Source organism: Nocardioides furvisabuli, assembly GCF_021083185.1.
Lineage (GTDB): Bacteria > Actinomycetota > Actinomycetes > Propionibacteriales > Nocardioidaceae > Nocardioides > Nocardioides furvisabuli.
This window is the reverse complement of sequence record NZ_JAIGQB010000008.1, coordinates 59,931-76,089: the sequence shown is the minus strand read 5'-3', so window position 1 is coordinate 76,089 and position 16,159 is coordinate 59,931. Positions and strand designations below refer to the sequence as shown.

At 71.0% G+C, this 16,159-nt stretch carries 12 protein-coding genes; 6 read left to right on the top strand and 6 right to left on the bottom strand.

Features of this window, described 5'->3' with window-relative positions; translation table 11 throughout:
• The first annotated feature begins 27 nt into the window (after positions 1-27).
• Positions 28-573 carry a hypothetical protein gene (locus tag K4G59_RS15355; RefSeq protein WP_231251941.1) on the top strand — a complete coding sequence of 182 codons (546 nt, stop codon included), beginning with the start codon at positions 28-30 and terminating at the stop codon, positions 571-573.
• A 58-nt stretch (positions 574-631) separates the two neighbouring features.
• Here K4G59_RS15355 and K4G59_RS15350 read toward each other — a convergent pair whose 3' ends face one another.
• Together K4G59_RS15350 and K4G59_RS15345 are read right to left on the bottom strand one after the other, a co-directional pair.
• Positions 632-1,108, bottom strand: a complete 477-nt coding sequence (locus K4G59_RS15350) for a DUF456 domain-containing protein (RefSeq protein ID WP_231251940.1) — start codon at positions 1,106-1,108, stop codon at positions 632-634.
• 95 nt (positions 1,109-1,203) lie between these two features.
• Positions 1,204-1,428, bottom strand: coding sequence for a DUF7455 domain-containing protein (locus K4G59_RS15345; protein WP_231251939.1), 225 nt, complete (start codon positions 1,426-1,428; stop codon positions 1,204-1,206).
• A 292-nt stretch (positions 1,429-1,720) separates the two neighbouring features.
• On the opposite strand from K4G59_RS15345, the gene K4G59_RS15340 reads away from it, so the two are divergent.
• The 3 genes from K4G59_RS15340 to K4G59_RS15330 all read left to right on the top strand — a co-directional run bounded on the left by K4G59_RS15340 (position 1,721) and on the right by K4G59_RS15330 (position 7,077).
• Entirely contained in the window at positions 1,721-3,793 is a 2,073-nt protein-coding gene (locus K4G59_RS15340) for a DNA gyrase/topoisomerase IV subunit B (RefSeq protein WP_231251938.1), read from the top strand.
• 186 nt (positions 3,794-3,979) lie between these two features.
• Positions 3,980-5,563: a GMC family oxidoreductase gene (locus K4G59_RS15335; protein WP_231251937.1), complete on the top strand. Its 1,584-nt coding sequence runs from the start codon at positions 3,980-3,982 to the stop codon at positions 5,561-5,563.
• Entirely contained in the window at positions 5,560-7,077 is a 1,518-nt protein-coding gene (locus tag K4G59_RS15330; protein ID WP_231251936.1) for an aldehyde dehydrogenase family protein, read from the top strand. Before K4G59_RS15335 ends, K4G59_RS15330 begins: the two co-directional genes overlap by 4 nt.
• A gap of 91 nt (positions 7,078-7,168) precedes the next feature.
• Here K4G59_RS15330 and K4G59_RS15325 read toward each other — a convergent pair whose 3' ends face one another.
• Genes K4G59_RS15325 through K4G59_RS15310 form a run of 4 tightly spaced genes read right to left on the bottom strand, consistent with a single transcriptional unit; the run spans position 7,169 to position 12,731 of the window.
• Positions 7,169-7,663, bottom strand: a complete 495-nt coding sequence (locus K4G59_RS15325; protein ID WP_231251935.1) for a beta-class carbonic anhydrase — start codon at positions 7,661-7,663, stop codon at positions 7,169-7,171.
• Between the two features lie 60 nt (positions 7,664-7,723).
• Positions 7,724-9,508 carry an MFS transporter gene (locus tag K4G59_RS15320; protein WP_308189407.1) on the bottom strand — a complete coding sequence of 595 codons (1,785 nt, stop codon included), beginning with the start codon at positions 9,506-9,508 and terminating at the stop codon, positions 7,724-7,726.
• Positions 9,505-10,233, bottom strand: a complete 729-nt coding sequence (locus tag K4G59_RS15315) for an LppX_LprAFG lipoprotein (protein ID WP_231251934.1) — start codon at positions 10,231-10,233, stop codon at positions 9,505-9,507. Before K4G59_RS15315 ends, K4G59_RS15320 begins: the two co-directional genes overlap by 4 nt.
• 5 nt (positions 10,234-10,238) lie before the next feature.
• Complete coding sequence (locus K4G59_RS15310) at positions 10,239-12,731, bottom strand: DNA gyrase/topoisomerase IV subunit A (protein WP_231251933.1); 2,493 nt, start codon at positions 12,729-12,731, stop codon at positions 10,239-10,241.
• An 89-nt stretch (positions 12,732-12,820) separates the two neighbouring features.
• Between K4G59_RS15310 and K4G59_RS15305 the strand changes: the two genes are divergently transcribed.
• Complete coding sequence (locus tag K4G59_RS15305; RefSeq protein WP_231251932.1) at positions 12,821-15,541, top strand: bifunctional acetate--CoA ligase family protein/GNAT family N-acetyltransferase; 2,721 nt, start codon at positions 12,821-12,823, stop codon at positions 15,539-15,541.
• Between the two features lie 26 nt (positions 15,542-15,567).
• Entirely contained in the window at positions 15,568-16,149 is a 582-nt protein-coding gene (locus tag K4G59_RS15300; protein ID WP_207085238.1) for a DUF5998 family protein, read from the top strand.
• Positions 16,150-16,159 lie beyond the last annotated feature (10 nt).

Here is a 16,159-nt window from a genome sequence, read left to right as displayed (position 1 = left end):
GCAGGGGGGTGGTGCCACAGTGGGGTCATGAGATCTCGGACCGCCCTGACCGCTGTCTGCGCCGTCGTCCTCGCGAGCCTGGTGGCTGCGCCGGCGCAGGCGGAGTACTACAGCACCTCCGACCCGGCTGACGCGAACAGATCGCTCACCGACATCCGTGCGGTGCGCGCGAAGCACGGCGCGGCCAACGTGGTGGTCAAGGTCCGCTTCCAGGATCTGACCCGCTCGAGCGCCGCGGGGTTGTCGGTCTTCATCGACACCGACCGTGGCGAGAGGGGGGCGGAGTACGTCCTCAGCAGCGGGCTGAACGACGGCACGGACTACGTCCTCACCACCGCTGCCGGGTGGCGCGGCACCGCCGAGCGCGTCGAGTGCGACTACGAGGCCACGTACAACTGGGGCATCAGGAACTCCGTGCGGGTGCGGATCGACCGCGAGTGCCTCCAGCGCCCCTCGGCGGTGCGGGTGTCGGTCAAGATGGCTGATCCGACCGACGGGTCCACCCGGGTCGTCGACTGGTCCCCGGAGCGCCGACGCTGGAGCCTGCCGATCGAGTCCGGCCTCGGAGCCTGACCGCGGCCAGCCCGCGGCGGCCAGGGCGAGGCCGGGTGCGCGGCGAGCAGCAGTGCCGTCAGGTGACGATCACGCCGACGACCCACGTCGCGGCCGCCAGGGCGGCGGCCGCGAGCTCGATCAGGATCGACACGCCGACGGCCCGGAGCGCGTGCTTGGTGGAGGGCCAGGCGGCCTCGCCGCCCACCCGGGTGCGCTCGGCGAGGTAGATGCCGAGCACGAAGCCGACGAAGAGCCCGACGACCGGGATGACGAAGAAGCCGACGAAGCCCAGCAGCGCTCCGGCGAGGAGGGTCTGGGTGGGCACACCGGAGGCCTTGAGCTGCCGACCGGGCACAAGGTACTTCACCACCGCACCCGCGACGAGGAACGTGGCACTCACGGCGAAGACCGCCCATGCGGTCGGCGTACCGATGTCGAGGGCCCACACGAGGACCGCCCCCAGCACGAGGACGGTGCCGGGCAGGACGGGGACGATCACGCCCACGACGCCGACGGCGATGACGAGGGCGAGGAGGATCTCGGTGGTGCTCACGTGCGCAGCCTTCCAGACCTGTCGCGGGACGCAGAACGGCCCCGGAGAGCTGAGTCCGGGGCCGTTCGGGAAGTCGGGGTGTGGTCGGGTGCGGGTCAGGCCTCCGGGTTCACGACCGGCGTGCCGAGCTTGTGCGTCTCGTCGTGCACGGCGGCGGCGACCTCGCGGAGCTTCTCGCCGTGCTCCCGGGCGTGGTGGGCGCAGAAGAGCAGCTCACCTCCGGACTGGAGCTCCACGCGGAGGTAGGCCTGGGCGCCGCAGCGGTCGCAGCGGTCACCGGCCGTCAGGACGGCCTGGGTGGGTGCGGTGGCAGTGGTCACGTCAGCCTCATTTCTTGTTCATCGGTGTCTGGCCCAACGTAGCCAGTGGGACAAAGATTCCCGCCGGCGGTGTAGATCGAGAACGGCTTTCAGTCAATCACGTCACACCCTCCGCCGTGGGCGTTGTCCCCATCCGTGGACGAGCCGTTGCCGAAGTGAAACCTGGTGGCGCCGCCCACGCTAGCCCTGCCGGAGCCCGCGCCGGGGCAGGCGTGCCTCCGCCGGGCCACGGCGTGTCGCGGGTAGTCTCGGCGTGTTCGCAGCACCTCCCGCACCGCACGACAGGACGTCCGTGGCAGCACCGGCAGACAACACCTACAACGCAGCACACCTCTTGGTCCTCGAGGGCCTCGACGCCGTGCGCAAGCGGCCGGGCATGTACATCGGCTCGACCGACACCCGCGGCCTGATGCACTGCCTGTGGGAGATCATCGACAACGGGGTCGACGAGGCGCTGGCCGGCGTCGCGCACCGCGTCGAGGTGACGATGCACGACGACGGCTCGGTCGAGGTGTACGACGACGGGCGCGGCATCCCGACCGACAAGGAGCCCAAGACCGGGCTCTCGGGCGTGGAGGTGGTGGCGACCAAGCTGCACGCGGGCGGCAAGTTCGGCGGCGGCTCCTACGTCGCGACGGGCGGACTGCACGGCGTCGGCCTCTCGGTCGTCAACGCGCTGTCGGAGCGGATGGACATCGACGTCGACCGTTCGCCCTCGCAGCAGGGCCTCTCCTTCCAGCGCGGCGTACCAGGGGTCTTCGACGGCGACGGGCCGGCAGCGGCCTTCACCCCGCAGTCGGGCCTGACCCGCAAGGGCAGGCGGGTGGCCAAGGGGAGGACCGGCACCCGCATCCGGTTCTGGCCGGACCGCCAGATCTTCACCAAGGACGCGCGCTTCGAGATGGAGGGCCTGATCGGCCGCGCGCGCCAGACGTCGTACATCGTGCCGGGCCTCGAGCTGGTGATCCGTGACCAGCGCACCGAGGAGATGGTGGAGGAGAAGTTCCGCCACGACGGCGGCATCGCCGAGTTCGTGGAGTTCCTCTCCCACGGCGAGCCGGTCACCGACATCCTGCGCCTGCAGGGCACCGACACCTTCACCGAGACGGTGCCGCTGCTGGACGACAAGGGCCACATGACGCCCCAGGAGGTCGAGCGCGAGCTCACCGTCGACGTCGCCGTGCGCTGGGACGCCGCCTACGACACCGAGGTCCGCTCGTTCGTCAACGTGATCGCCACGCCCAAGGGCGGCACGCACGTCAGCGGCTTCGAGAGCGCGCTGACCAAGACCTTCAACGACTCGATGCGCGCGGCCAAGGTGCTCAAGGCCGCCGACGCCGACGTGATCAAGGACGACGTCCTCGAGGGCCTCACCGCCGTCGTCACCGTCCGCCTGGCCGAGCCGCAGTTCGAGGGCCAGACCAAGGAGATCCTCGGCACGCCCGCGGCGCGCGGCGTCGTGCGCAAGGTCGTGGCGGGGGAGCTCAAGGCGTTCCTCACCTCGACCAAGCGCGCCGAGAAGGCGCAGGCCAAGCTCCTGATGGAGAAGGTCGCCGGAGCCTCCAAGACCCGCCTGGCGGCTCGCCAGCACAAGGAGAACCAGCGCCGCAAGAACGCACTCGAGTCCTCCGCGCTGCCGGCGAAGCTCTTCGACTGCCGCAGCAGCGACACCGAGCGCACCGAGCTCTTCATCGTCGAGGGCGACTCCGCCATGGGCACCGCCAAGGCGGCGCGCAGCAGCGAGTTCCAGGCGCTGCTGCCGATCCGCGGGAAGATCCTCAACGTCCAGAAGGCCTCGGTCGGCGACATGCTCAAGAACGCCGAGTGCGCCTCGATCATCCAGGTCGTCGGTGCCGGCTCCGGGCGGACGTTCGACCTCGAGGCGGCCCGCTACGGCCGGATCATCCTCATGGCCGACGCCGACTCCGACGGCTCCCACATCCGGTGCCTGCTGGCCACGCTGTTCTTCAAGTACATGCCCGAGCTCGTGCGCGACGGCCGGCTCTACTCCGCCGTGCCACCGCTGCACCGCATCGAGCTGTCCAACCCCAAGAAGGGGATGGACAAGTACATCTACACCTACTCCGACGACGAGCTGCAGCGCCGCCTCGCCGAGCTGAAGAGGAAGAACGTGCGCTGGAAGGACCCGGTCCAGCGCTACAAGGGCCTCGGCGAGATGGACGCCGACCAGCTGGCCGAGACCACGATGGACCCGCGTCACCGCACCTTGCGCAAGCTCACCATCGACGACGTCGACGAGGCCACCCGTGTCTTCGAGCTGCTGATGGGCTCCGACGTGGCACCGCGCAAGGAGTTCATCGTGCAGGGTGCCTATGAGGTCGACGTCGAGACCCTCGACGCATAGGACGCATGAAACGCACGCGTTCGCTGCGTTGTCGTCGTTGCGCGATCGCTTCGCTCCAAGATCGCGCTGCCTCCTCCGCCTTGCGACCACGCACGTTTGACGCGCCCCGACGCTGACAACGGTTGTGTCGCGAACTACCTCTCAGTAGGTTTGTGGCCCGCGTCACAGCAGGTCGAGAGGGAGCACATGCCCGACGAGAAGTTCGACTACGTCGTCATCGGATCGGGCAGCGCCGGCGGTGTCGTCGCCGCCCGGCTGACCGAGGACCCGGACGTCCGGGTGCTGCTGCTGGAGGCGGGGCCGGCCGACGACGACGACAACATCCACATCCCGCTCGCGTTCTCGATGCTGTTCAAGACCAAGTGGGACTGGAACTACGAGACCACGCCCCAGAAGCACCTCGACGGTCGCCGGGCCTACTGGCCGCGCATGAAGGCCCTCGGCGGCTGCTCCTCGATGAACGCGATGATCTACATCCGTGGCAACCACGCCGACTACGACGAGTGGCGCGACGCGTACGGCGCGACGGGCTGGGGCTTCGAGGACGTGCTGCCCTACTTCGTGAAGGCCGAGGGCAACACCCGCCTCGGCGGCCGCTACCACGGCACCGACGGTCCGCTCCACGTCGAGGACCGCACCTACGACCACGAGCTGAGCACGGCGTTCGTCGAGGCCGGTGTCGCAGCCGGGCTCAAGCGCAACGACGACTTCAACGGCGCCGAGCAGGAGGGTGTCGGCCTCTACCAGGTGACGTGCAGGAAGGGTCGTCGCTGGTCGGTCGCCGACGCCTACATCCACCCGGCGGACAAGCGTCCCAACCTCACGGTCCGCACCGAGGCCTTCGTGACCCGGATCCTGCTCGAGGGCAACCGGGCCGTCGGCGTGGCGTACACCCGTGGGGGCGAGGACCACGTCGTCCGGGTCGAGGCCGAGGTCGTGCTCAGCGGCGGCGCGATCAACAGTCCGCAGCTGCTGATGCTGTCCGGCATCGGCCCCGGCGCGCACCTGCGCGACCTGGGCATCGACGTCGCGGTCGAGTCGTCCGGAGTCGGACAGAAGCTCCAGGACCACCCGGCTGCGGGAATCCTGAGCTACACCAAGGACACCACGGACATCGCCGAGATGCTCGGCGTCGGCAACCTGCTGAAGTGGAAGGCGACCGGCAAGGGCCCGTTGAGCTCCAACGTCGGCGAGGCGGGCGCGTTCTACACCTCGAGGGACGACCTGGACCTGCCGGACATCCAGCTGCACGTCGCGCCGACCGGGTTCTACGACAACGGCATGCACGAGCCCGTACGCCGTGCGCTGACCACCGCCGTGACGCTGGTCAACGTGCAGAGCTCGGGCCACGTGCGGCTGCGCTCGGCTGACCCGACCTGGCACCCCGAGATCGACCCGGGCTACTTCGACGACCGTGCCGACCTCGAGGCCATGATCGGCGGCTTCCGCACCGCGTTGGAGATCCTGCGTCAGGGCCCCATCGCGACCTACGTCGACGAGCCGTGGATCCCCGCCTCGACCGACCCGAGCGACGACGACATCATCGAGGGCATCGGACGGCTCGGCCAGACGCTCTACCACCCCGTCGCGACGTGCGCGATGGGCACGGTCGAGGGCAGCGTCGTCGACCCGCAGCTGCGGGTCCACGGAGTCGAGGGCCTGCGGGTTGCCGACGCCTCGGTCATGCCCCGCGTCCCGCGCGGCAACACCAACGCCCCCACCATCATGATCGGCGAGAAGTGCGCCGATCTCATCAAGGAGTCACGATGAGCACCACGCTCGAGCCGTCCGCCCCCGCCTCCACCGCGTCCGAGACGTTCGACTCCCTCGACCCCGCCACCGGCGACCTCGTCGGCACGCACCCGGTGATGGGGCGCGACGAGGTCGATGCGGCGGTGGCCCGCGCCCGCGACGCCGTCGACTGGTGGGGCAACCTCACCTTCGACGAGCGGGCCGACCACCTGCTGACCTGGCGCAGCGTGATCACCCGGCGCATCGCGCAGCTGGCCGACCTCGTGCACCGCGAGACCGGCAAGCCCCACGGCGACGCCCAGCTCGAGATCGTGCTCGCGATCGACCACATCGCGTGGGCGGCGAAGAACGCCAAGAAGGTGCTGGGGGCGCGCAAGGTCTCCTCGGGCCTGCTGATGGCCAACCAGGCCGCCACCGTCGCCTACCACCCGCTCGGCGTCATCGGCGTGATCGGGCCGTGGAACTACCCGGTCTTCACGCCGATGGGCTCGATCGCGTACGCCCTCGCGGCGGGGAACTCGGTGGTGTTCAAGCCCAGCGAGTTCACCCCCGGCGTCGGCCAGTGGCTCGCCGACAGCTTCCGCGAGGTGGTGCACGGTCGCGACGTGCTCCAGGTGGTGACCGGGCTCGGCGACACCGGCAACGCGCTGTGCCGCGCGCGGATCGACAAGCTCGCCTTCACCGGCTCCGGCCGCACGGGCAAGAAGGTGATGGCGGCCTGCGCGGAGAACCTCACCCCGGTCGTCATCGAGGCCGGCGGCAAGGACTCGCTCATCGTCGACGAGGACGCCGACCTGCCCAAGGCCGCCGAGGCGGCGCTGTGGGGAGGCATGGCCAACGCCGGCCAGACCTGCATCGGCACCGAACGGGTCTACGTCCACGAGAAGGTCTTCGACGCCTTCCTGGCCGAGATCCTCGCGCAGGCCGACGGACTACGCGCCGGATCCGACAGCGGGGCGAAGATCGGCCCGATCACCATGCCGTCGCAGCTGGCCGTGATCAGGAGCCACCTCGAGGACGCGGTCGCGAAGGGCGCGCGGGTCGTCCTGGGCGGACCGGAGGCGGTGGGGGAGCGCTTCGTGCAGCCCACGATCCTCACCCACGTGCCGGAGGACTCCACGGAGATCACCGAGGAGACCTTCGGTCCGACGCTGGCGATCAACCCGGTGAAGAACATGGACGAGGCCGTACGACTCACGAACGCCACGCAGTACGGCCTGGCCGGGGCGGTCTTCTCCAAGAGCAACGGCGTCTCGATCGCCCACCGCGTCCGTTCGGGGATGACCTCGGTGAACTCCGTGATCGCCTTCGCGGCCGTGCCGGGCCTGCCGTTCGGCGGGGTCGGGCAGTCGGGCTTCGGCCGGATCCACGGCCCCGACGGCCTGCGTGAGTTCACCTACGCCAAGGCCGTCACCCGACAGAAGTTCGCGCCGGTGATGAACCTGACGTCCTTCGCCCGCGACTCCGCCACCGACGGCAAGGTCGCCCAGCTCGTGACCCTGCTGCACGGTGGGAAGCAGACCCTCAGGTAGGCGGCGCACGACGGCTCCCTGCCCGGGTGGCCGGTGACCGGGCCACATCCCTCGCGGTCCGGAGGTGGCCGGGACACCGCTCCCGAGGCGCTCAGGCGTGCTGGGCCAGCAGACCGGTGTCGACGTCGTAGAGGAAGCCGCCGACGGCGGCGCGCCCACTGATGAGCGGGTGGGTGCGCACCTTCTCCACGTCCTCGCGCAGCTGCCCGAGCTGGTCGGTGACCACGCCGAAGGACTGCCAGCTGGCGTCGACGCCGGCGGACTCGCCGACGCGCACCCGCAGCTCGGCCTCGGACGCCGACGCCATGGCGCACCGGGTGTGCGGCACCACGAGGATCCGCTGCACGTTGAGCAGGTGCACCCCGAGCACCAGGGCCTCGAGCGCCTGCGGCGTGACGCGGCCACCGGGGTTGCGGAAGATCTTGGCGTCTCCGTGCTTGAGCCCGAGCATCCGGAGCGGGTCGATGCGTGAGTCCATGCACGTCACGAGCGCGATGCCGGCGTGCGCCTTGCCGTCGAAGCCACCGAGGTCGAAGGTGTCGGCGAACGTGCGGTTGGCCTGGATCAGGTCGGTGAAGTCGTCCACGCAGCCGACATTATCGGAGCCGGGGGCGGTTTCGTCGGGTGCTCGCCCTCCGGACCGACCTCAGTGCCCCGTGAGCGCCTCGCGGGTGCTGACCCGGTCGGGGCGCACGCCGCGGAAGACGACGAGCGCGATCACCGCGGCGGCGACGGCGCACCCGGCAGCACCCCAGAAGACGGCGTGCTCCTGGGCGATCCCTGCGACGCGCAGCAGGTCGGAGAACTCCTCGCACCTGCTCTTGCCGTCGCAGACCTCCTGGACCGGCGGCACCTCGCCCTGCTCGGCGTAGTAGCGGCGCAGGCCGATCGTGGTGAGCGCGGAGATGCCCACCAGCATGCCGACCATCCGCGCCACCACCACGAAGGCGCTGGCGACGCCGTGCACGTCGTCGTCGGTGTGGGCGAGGAGCGCGGCGTTGACCGGTGCGAGCGCGAGCCCGAAGCCGAGGCCACCGGTGATGAGCGCGACGTTGGCGATCGGCTCCTCGATGGTGGTCAGGCCCCAGCGAGTCATGAGCACGAAGCCGGCCGCTGCCATCAACATCCCGCCCGCGGTGACGATCGCGGGGGACACCGTGCGGATGAGGTAGCCGCCCACGACGGCACCGACCGGCAGTGCGAGCAGGAACCGGACGAGCACGAGCGCGGCGGGCAGCTGGTCGTCGGGGTAGACGGTGGTGCGGGCGAAGAGCGGGATGTCGATGAGCGCGGCGATCAGCGCGGCGCCGACGAAGAAGCTGACCAGCAGCGCACCCCACGCCGGCGTGCGCCGCAGCGCCCCGCGGGGCACGAGCGGGTTCGCGGCACGGCGTACGTGCCAGAGGAAGGCGGCCGTCGCGACCGCGGCTCCTAGGAGGTACCACCGACCGCGCGGGGAGAACACCTCGATCTTGGGGTCGGCGGTCACGAACGCGAGGATCACCCCGCCCAGGGCGGCGGCGAGGAGCACGGCGCCCACGAGGTCGGCCTCGACGAGCACCCGCACCCAGCCGCGCAGGTCGAACGCCGGCCGCGCAGCGAACCAGCACCACGCCACGAGCAGCACCAGTGCCATGACAGTGGCCGCGCCGAGCGGCGTGAGCCACCGCCCGTCGCCGGCGAACGGGATGAACAGCCGGCCCCACGTGAGGTCGCGCATCAGCGACGCGGGCCGCAGGAAGACGACGGCCCCGCCCGCCATGGTGGCGAGGAGGAGGAGCGGGCCGACGAGGTCGACGCGCCCCCTCGAGGCCCGCTGCGCCGGCGCCTCGACCAGCGAGGGTGAGGGAGGGGCCAGCGCCCGGATCGCGGCGGCGAGGACGAGCCCGACGGCGAGGTTGATGGCGAAGATGGCACGCCAGTCGGCGAAGGCGAGGACGGCCGCGCCGAAGAGCGGGCCCAGCACGGACCCGATCTCCTGCACGGCCGAGACGATCCCGAGCGGGACGCCGCGGCGCTCGGCGGGGTAGAGGTCGGCGACCAGGGCCAGCGTCGCCGGCACCAGGCCGCCGCCGCCGACACCCTGGAGGAAGCGGCCGGCGACGATGCTGGGCATGTCGTAGGCCAGGGTCGTGACCAGGCTGCCGAGGGCGAAGAGCACGAGCGCCATGACCAGCACCGGCACCCGTCCGCGCAGGTCCGCGATCCGGCCGATGAGCGGCAGCATCGCGACGTAGCCGAGCAGGAAGCCGCTGACGATCGGTGCCGCCCGCTGGAGCTGGTCGATGGGCACCCCGACACCCGTCATCATGTCCGGCAGCGCCAGCACCACGACGTAGGTGTCGGCGGCCGCGAAGGCGACGGCGACCGCCGCCATCGCGAGGAGCAGCCGCGAGGTGCGGGTGACCTGCGCCTGCTCACCCACGCTCACGGCGCGGCGATCTCCTGCTCGGTGCCGTAGTCAGCGAACTCGACGGTGTAGGTCATCTCCTCGGCGCGGGGGTAGAACACCCCGGTGAGGGTCGCCGTGCGGAGCTCGCCCTCGTCGGTGACCTGCCACTCGACGTCGAAGGACTCCCCGGACGACGACGGGATGATGGCCTCCATCGCCTCGCCCGGCACCGTGCCGGTGTAGGTGGTGAGGACCTCGGAGTTGTCGGCGCCGCCCCTCACGCTCTCGCCCTCCTCGGGCGACTCGGTCAGGCCGAGCAGGCCGGCGAACCCGTCCTCGCCGACGAGACCGGACGGGTCGGGTGCGCCGTACTCCTTGGGGTCGACCTTGTCGTAGCCGGGCGTGAACGGCAGCTGGGCGTAGACGGTGTCGTCGACGGCGATGACCGGCACGTCGACGGTCTGGCCCGCGAAGACGACGGTGATCGAGCCCTCGAAGGCCGGTGCGTCGGTCACCGTGCCGACCGCGCGCGTGATGCCGGAGACGCCCTGCGGCAGCGCGTCCGTGGACAGGGTCAGGTCGACACCGCTGGTCTCGGACAGCAGCGTCGAGGCCTCCGCCAGGACCTCCTCGGGCGTCTTGCCGTCGGCCTCGGCGCCGCCCTCGTCGCCTGAGCAGGCGACGAGCAGGGGCAGGGCGAGGAGCGCGGAGGTGGCCGTGGCGGCGAGGCGTCCGGCGGTGCGGGCGCGGACTTGGACTGACATGGTGCTCAGCCTTCCACAGCGGTGGTCGGGGAATCGCCGACCTGGGCAGCGACCTGCAGCGCGACCGGGGACGCGACCGTCGCGATCGGCTGGGGGGCGGGTACGCCGGACCCGTCGCGGCGGCCGTTGGCCTCGGGCAGGTCGACCGGTGCCCCACTGGACGCGGCGGCGCGGGCGGGGCCCGGTCCGGCCCACGCGGTGACGAGGGTGTCCTCGCCCTTGAGGAAGCGGTGGCTGCGCACGCCGCCCGTGGCGCGGCCCTTGCCCGGGTACTCCGTGAACGGCGTCACCTTGACGGCGCCGGCCTCGGTGCCGGGCAGTGCGGTCGACGATCCGGACGCGGTGACGACGACGGCATCGGTGGGGTCGAACGCGCCGAAGAAGGCGACGTGCTGGCCCGCGCCGAGCTTGATGCCGGCCATGCCGCCGCCCGAGCGGCCCTGCGGGCGCACGCCGGATGCGGGGAAGTGGAGGAGCTGGGCGTCGGAGGAGATGAAGCACAGCTCCTCCTCGCCGGTGACGAGCTCGACGGCGCCGACGACCTCGTCACCTTCCTTGAGGCCGATGACCTCCCACTCGTCGCGGTTGAGCACCTCGGGGTTCACCCGCTTGACGATGCCGTCGCGGGTGCCGAGCGCGAGACCGGGGCCATCGGCGGACAGCGAGGTCAGTGCGAGGGCGCGCTCCCCGGTGGCGAGGGGGAGCAGCTCGCTGAGGGGGTAGCCCCCCTGCAGGTTGGGGTCGTTGGCCGAGTCGGGCAGCTCGGGCATGTCGAGCACGCCGACCCGCAGCAGCCGGCCGCGGTTGGTGAGCACCCCGACCTCGCCGCGGGCGGTGGTGCGTACGGCGCTGGTCACGACGTCGTGGCTGGCACGGCCCTCGCCCTGACCGGGCGCGGCGCCGGACGTCGTACGAGCGAGCAGGCCGCTGGACGACAGCAGCGCGAAGCACGGGTCGTCGGCCACCTCGACAGGCGTGGTGGCGGTGACGGTGTTGCCGGCCGAGGCCAGCAGGACCGTACGTCGCGGCGTGCCGTGCTCCTTGGCGACGTCGGTGAGCTCGTCGGAGACGACCTTCCGCAGCAGCTTCTCGTCGGCGAGGATCGCATCGAGGTGCTCGATCGTGCGCTCGAGCTCGGACTTCTCCTTCTCCAGCTCCAGCTTGCTGAACTTCGTCAACCGGCGCAGCGGCATGTCGAGGATGTAGTCGGCCTGGACGTCGGAGAGCTCGAAGATCTCGATGAGCCGCTCCTTGGCCGCGGCCGCGTTGTCCGAGCCGCGGATGACCTGGATGACCTCGTCGATGTCGAGGATGGCGATGAGCAGGCCGTCGACGAGGTGCAGCCGGTCGGCTGCCTTCTTGCGACGGAACGTCGAGCGGCGGCGTACGACCTCGAAGCGGTGGGCGAGGAAGACCTCGAGCATCTCCTTCAGGCCCAGCGTGCGCGGCTGGCCGTCGACGAGCGCGACGGCGTTGATGCCGAAGGAGTCCTCGAGCGCGGTCTGGCGGTAGAGCTGCTCGAGGATCGCCTCGGGGACGAAGCCGTTCTTGACCTCGATGACCAGGCGCAGGCCGTGCTCGCGGTCGCTGAGGTCCTTGATGTCGGCGATGCCCTGCAGCTTCTTGGCCAGGACGAGCTTCTTGATCTGCTCCATCACGCGCTCGGTGCCGACACCGTAGGGCAGCTCGGTGACCACGATGCCCTTGCGGCGCGCGGTGACCGACTCGATCCGGGCCGTGGCGCGCATCTTGAAGGTGCCTCGGCCCGACTCGTAGGCGTCGCGGATCCCCTCGAGCCCCACGATCTTGCCGCCGGTGGGCAGGTCGGGACCCGGGACGAAGCGCATCAGGTCGTCGAGCTGGGCCTTGGGATGGGTGATCAGGTGCTTGAGCGCCTGCACGACCTCGACCAGGTTGTGCGGGGCGATGTTGGTCGCCATGCCCACCGCGATGCCCGCGGCGCCGTTGACCAGCAGGTGCGGGATCGCAGCGGGCAGCACGACGGGCTCGGTCTCGCGGGAGTCGTAGTTGGGCTTGAAGTCGACGGTGTCCTCGTCGATGGAGGCCGTCATCGCGACCGCGGCGGGCGCCATCCGGCACTCGGTGTAGCGCATCGCGGCGGGGGAGTCGTCGGGCGAGCCGAAGTTGCCGTGACCGTCGACGGTGGGCAGCCGCATCGACCACGGCTGCGCCATCCGGACCAGGGCGTCGTAGATCGCGCCGTCGCCGTGCGGGTGCAGCCGGCCCATGACCTCGCCGACGACGCGTGCGCTCTTCACGTGGCCCCGGTCGGGCCGCAGCGACATCTCGTCCATCGTGTAGAGGATGCGGCGCTGCACCGGCTTGAGACCGTCACGCGCGTCGGGCAGCGCCCGGGAGTAGATGACGGAGTAGGCGTACTCCAGGAACGACGTCTGCATCTCGTCGCGGATGTCGGTGTCGAGGACGTGCTCCTCGAAGTCGTCCGGGAGGGGCTCCTGCTTCGTGCGTCGTGCCATGAGGGCCATTCTCCCCGGTGGGCCGCGAGGATCGGCCCGGGGCTCGCCGAAGGTGGGTCTCGATACGCGGTGCCCGATAGATTGCTGTCGTGACCGAAGCGGACGCTGCTGCAGACGTGGGGACGACGGCCCCGCCCCGCCACTGGGAGGCGGACGTGCTGCTGCGCGACGGCCGGACGGCGCACATCCGGCCGATGCAGCCGGAGGACCGCGAGCTGCTCGTGGAGTTCTACAGCCGCGTCTCCGACCAGTCGAAGTACTACCGCTTCTTCTCGCCGATGCCCGAGCTCTCCGAGCGCGACCTCGACCGCTTCACCCGCGTCGACCACCGCGACCGGGTCGCGATGATCCTCACCGTGGCCGGGCAGATGATCGCCGTCGGGCGCTACGACACGATCCGCCCCGGATACGCCGAGGTCGCTTTTCTGGTCGAGGACAAGCACCAGGGGCGCGGCATCGGGCAGCTGCTGCTCGAGCACCTCGCCCAGGCGGGCCGCGAGCGCGGGGTCGAGGAGTTCGTGGCCGAGGTGCTGCCCGACAACCAGGCGATGATCCACACGTTCAAGGACGCCGGCTACCAGGTGAAGAGCGCCTTCGAGGACGGCGTGATGGAGCTGGTCTTCCGCATCGATCCCACCGACACCGCGATCGGGGTGATGGAGCAGCGCGAGCACCGCGCGGAGTACGCCTCGATCGAGCGCTTCTTCTCGCCGCGGTCGGTCGCGATCATCGGCGCCAGCCGCCGCCAGGACACGATCGGCCGCGCGCTCGTGCGCCACCTCGTGCTCGGCAACTTCTCCGGTCGCATCCACGTCGTCAACCCCAGCGCCGACTCGGTCGCGGGCATGCCGGCGTGGAAGTCGGTGGGCGAGATCCCCGGCGACGTCGACGTCGCCATCGTCGCGGTGCCCGCCGACGCGGTGCAGGACGTGGTGCTGGACTGCGCCGCCAAGGGAGTCCACGGGCTGGTGGTGATCTCGTCGGGCTTCGCCGAGACCGGTGAGGAGGGCCGGATGCGCCAGCGGCGCCTCGTGGGCCTCTCGCGCTCCTACGGTCTGCGCCTGATCGGCCCGAACGCGCTGGGCATCATCAACACCGACCCCGATGTCTCGCTCAACGCCTCGCTGTCGTCGGTGATGCCACCGCGCGGTCGCGCCGGGTTCTTCTGCCAGTCCGGTGCGCTCGGCTCCGCCATCTTGGAGAAGGTGCAGAACCGGGGCCTGGGCCTCACGACCTTCGTCAGCGCCGGCAACCGCGCCGACGTCTCGGGCAACGACCTCCTGCAGTACTGGGAGGAGGACGACGCCACCGAGGTGGTGCTGCTCTACCTCGAGTCGATCGGGAACCCGCGGAAGTTCTCGCGCATCGCGCGCCGTGTGAGCCGCCGCAAGCCCATCGTCGCGGTGCGCTCGGGTCGCAGCTCGCAGGGCGTGCCGATGGGTCATGCGGTCCGCAAGATCGGCGCGCCCGCCCAGGCTGTCGACGCGATGTTCCGACAGGCCGGCATCATCCAGGTCGAGTCGCTCGAGGAGATGTTCGACGTCGCCCAGCTGCTGGCCCACCAGCCGCTGCCGCGCGGTCGCCGGGTGGCCATCGTCGGCAACTCCGACGCGCTCGGCCTCCTCGCGGCCGACGCCGCCAACTCGGTCGGACTCGTCGTGAACCGCCAGGAGGCGCTCGGGGCCGACGCCACCGCGGAGGACTTCGAGGACGCGCTCGATGCCGCGATCGACGACCCGGAGGTGGACGCGGTCGCGGCGATCTTCATCCCGCCGCTCAACGTGACCGGCGCGCGGGAGGAGGTGGCCAACGTCCTGGCCGCCGTCGGCGAGCAGTCCGACAAGCCGATCGTCTCGACCTTCCTCGGCACCGAGGGCGTCCCCGAGCTGCTGCGCGTGCCCGACGTCGCCGGCTCGAGCGCCGGTCGCGGGTCGGTGCCGTCCTACCCGGCCGTGGAGGCCGCCGTGCGCGCGCTCGCGCACGTGGTCGAGTACGCCGTGTGGCTGCGGGTGCCGCAGTCGACGGTCGGCGACCTGCCGTCCAACGACCGCGATGACGCGCGTCATCTCGTCAACGAGCTGCTGATGCGACACCCCGAGGGTCGCGACCTCGACTTCGTGGAGCAGCGGCGGCTGCTCGGGGCCTACGGCATCGACCTGTGGGACACCTACGCCGTCGAGACGCTCGACGAGGCGGTCGCCGCGGGCGAGGCGCTGGAGTGGGACGTGGTGCTGAAGGCAACGGCCGACCACCTGCGTGACCGGCCCGACCTGGCCCACGTGTGGCGCAACATCGACACGGCCGACGAGATGGCCGACGCCTGGACCTCGCTCAACCAGGTGATCACCGATCCCGAGCGTGCCGGCTTCGTGGTCCAGCGCAACGCACCCCCGGGGGTGCCGGTCACGATCTCGACGGTCGAGGACCCGCTCTTCGGCCCGGTGCTGTCCTTCGGCATCGGTGGTCCGCTGACCGAGCTGCTCAGCGACCGGTCCTACCGGATCCCGCCGCTCGCCGACCACGACGCCCAGGACATGGTGCGCGAGATCAAGGCCTCGCCGCTGCTCTTCGGCTACCGCGGCAGCGAGATCGTCGACGTCGCCGAGATCGAGCGACTGGTGCGCCAGGTCGCCCAGCTGCAGCACGACCTGCCGCAGGTCCGTGCGCTGCACCTCCCGCTCGTCCTCGCCGGCGCCGAGGGGGCCAGCGTGCTCGGTGCGTCGGTGCGCGTGGAGCAGGTGCCGAACGCGCGCTCGGACTGGTTCGTGCGCCGCCTGAGCACGATGCCGGGGGACACGCTCCCCGACTGAGGCCGCATGCGTGACAGACTGCCACCATGCCTCGCTCCACCCGTGACGCGGACGTCTCCCAGGACCTCCGCAAGGAGATCCACCGCACCGGCTACTACCCCGAGGTCGTCGCTGACGGCGTCTTCTCGGCCGCAGGCGGTGAGGAGGTCGTCTCCTACTTCGTGCACCACGAGACGACCTTCGACCACGAAGAGGTGCGCCGCCACCTCACGGCGCTGCTGCTGACCCCGACCCGGCTGGTGATCGCCCACACTGACGAGCACCCCGGCGACGACCTGCTGCCCGAGCCCTACACCTCGACCACGACCGAGGCGGTCACGCTGACGTCGATCCGCACCGTCGTGGTGACCCGCATGGTGGCCAACCCGACCAAGGGCGTCGCGCCGCCGGCCGAGGCCGTGCTGACCATCGGGTGGGGCGGCGTGGGTCGCCTCGACCTCGAGCCCGCGGCGTGCTCGGACCCCGAGTGCGATGCCGACCACGGCTACACCGGCACGTTGGCCGGCGACGACTACACCCTGCGGGTCTCCGCGGCTGCCGAGGGCTCGGACGCGGTCGCGGGGCTGCTGGCCTTCTCCGACGCGCTGTCCGCGCGCACCCGCGGATGAACGCTCCCCG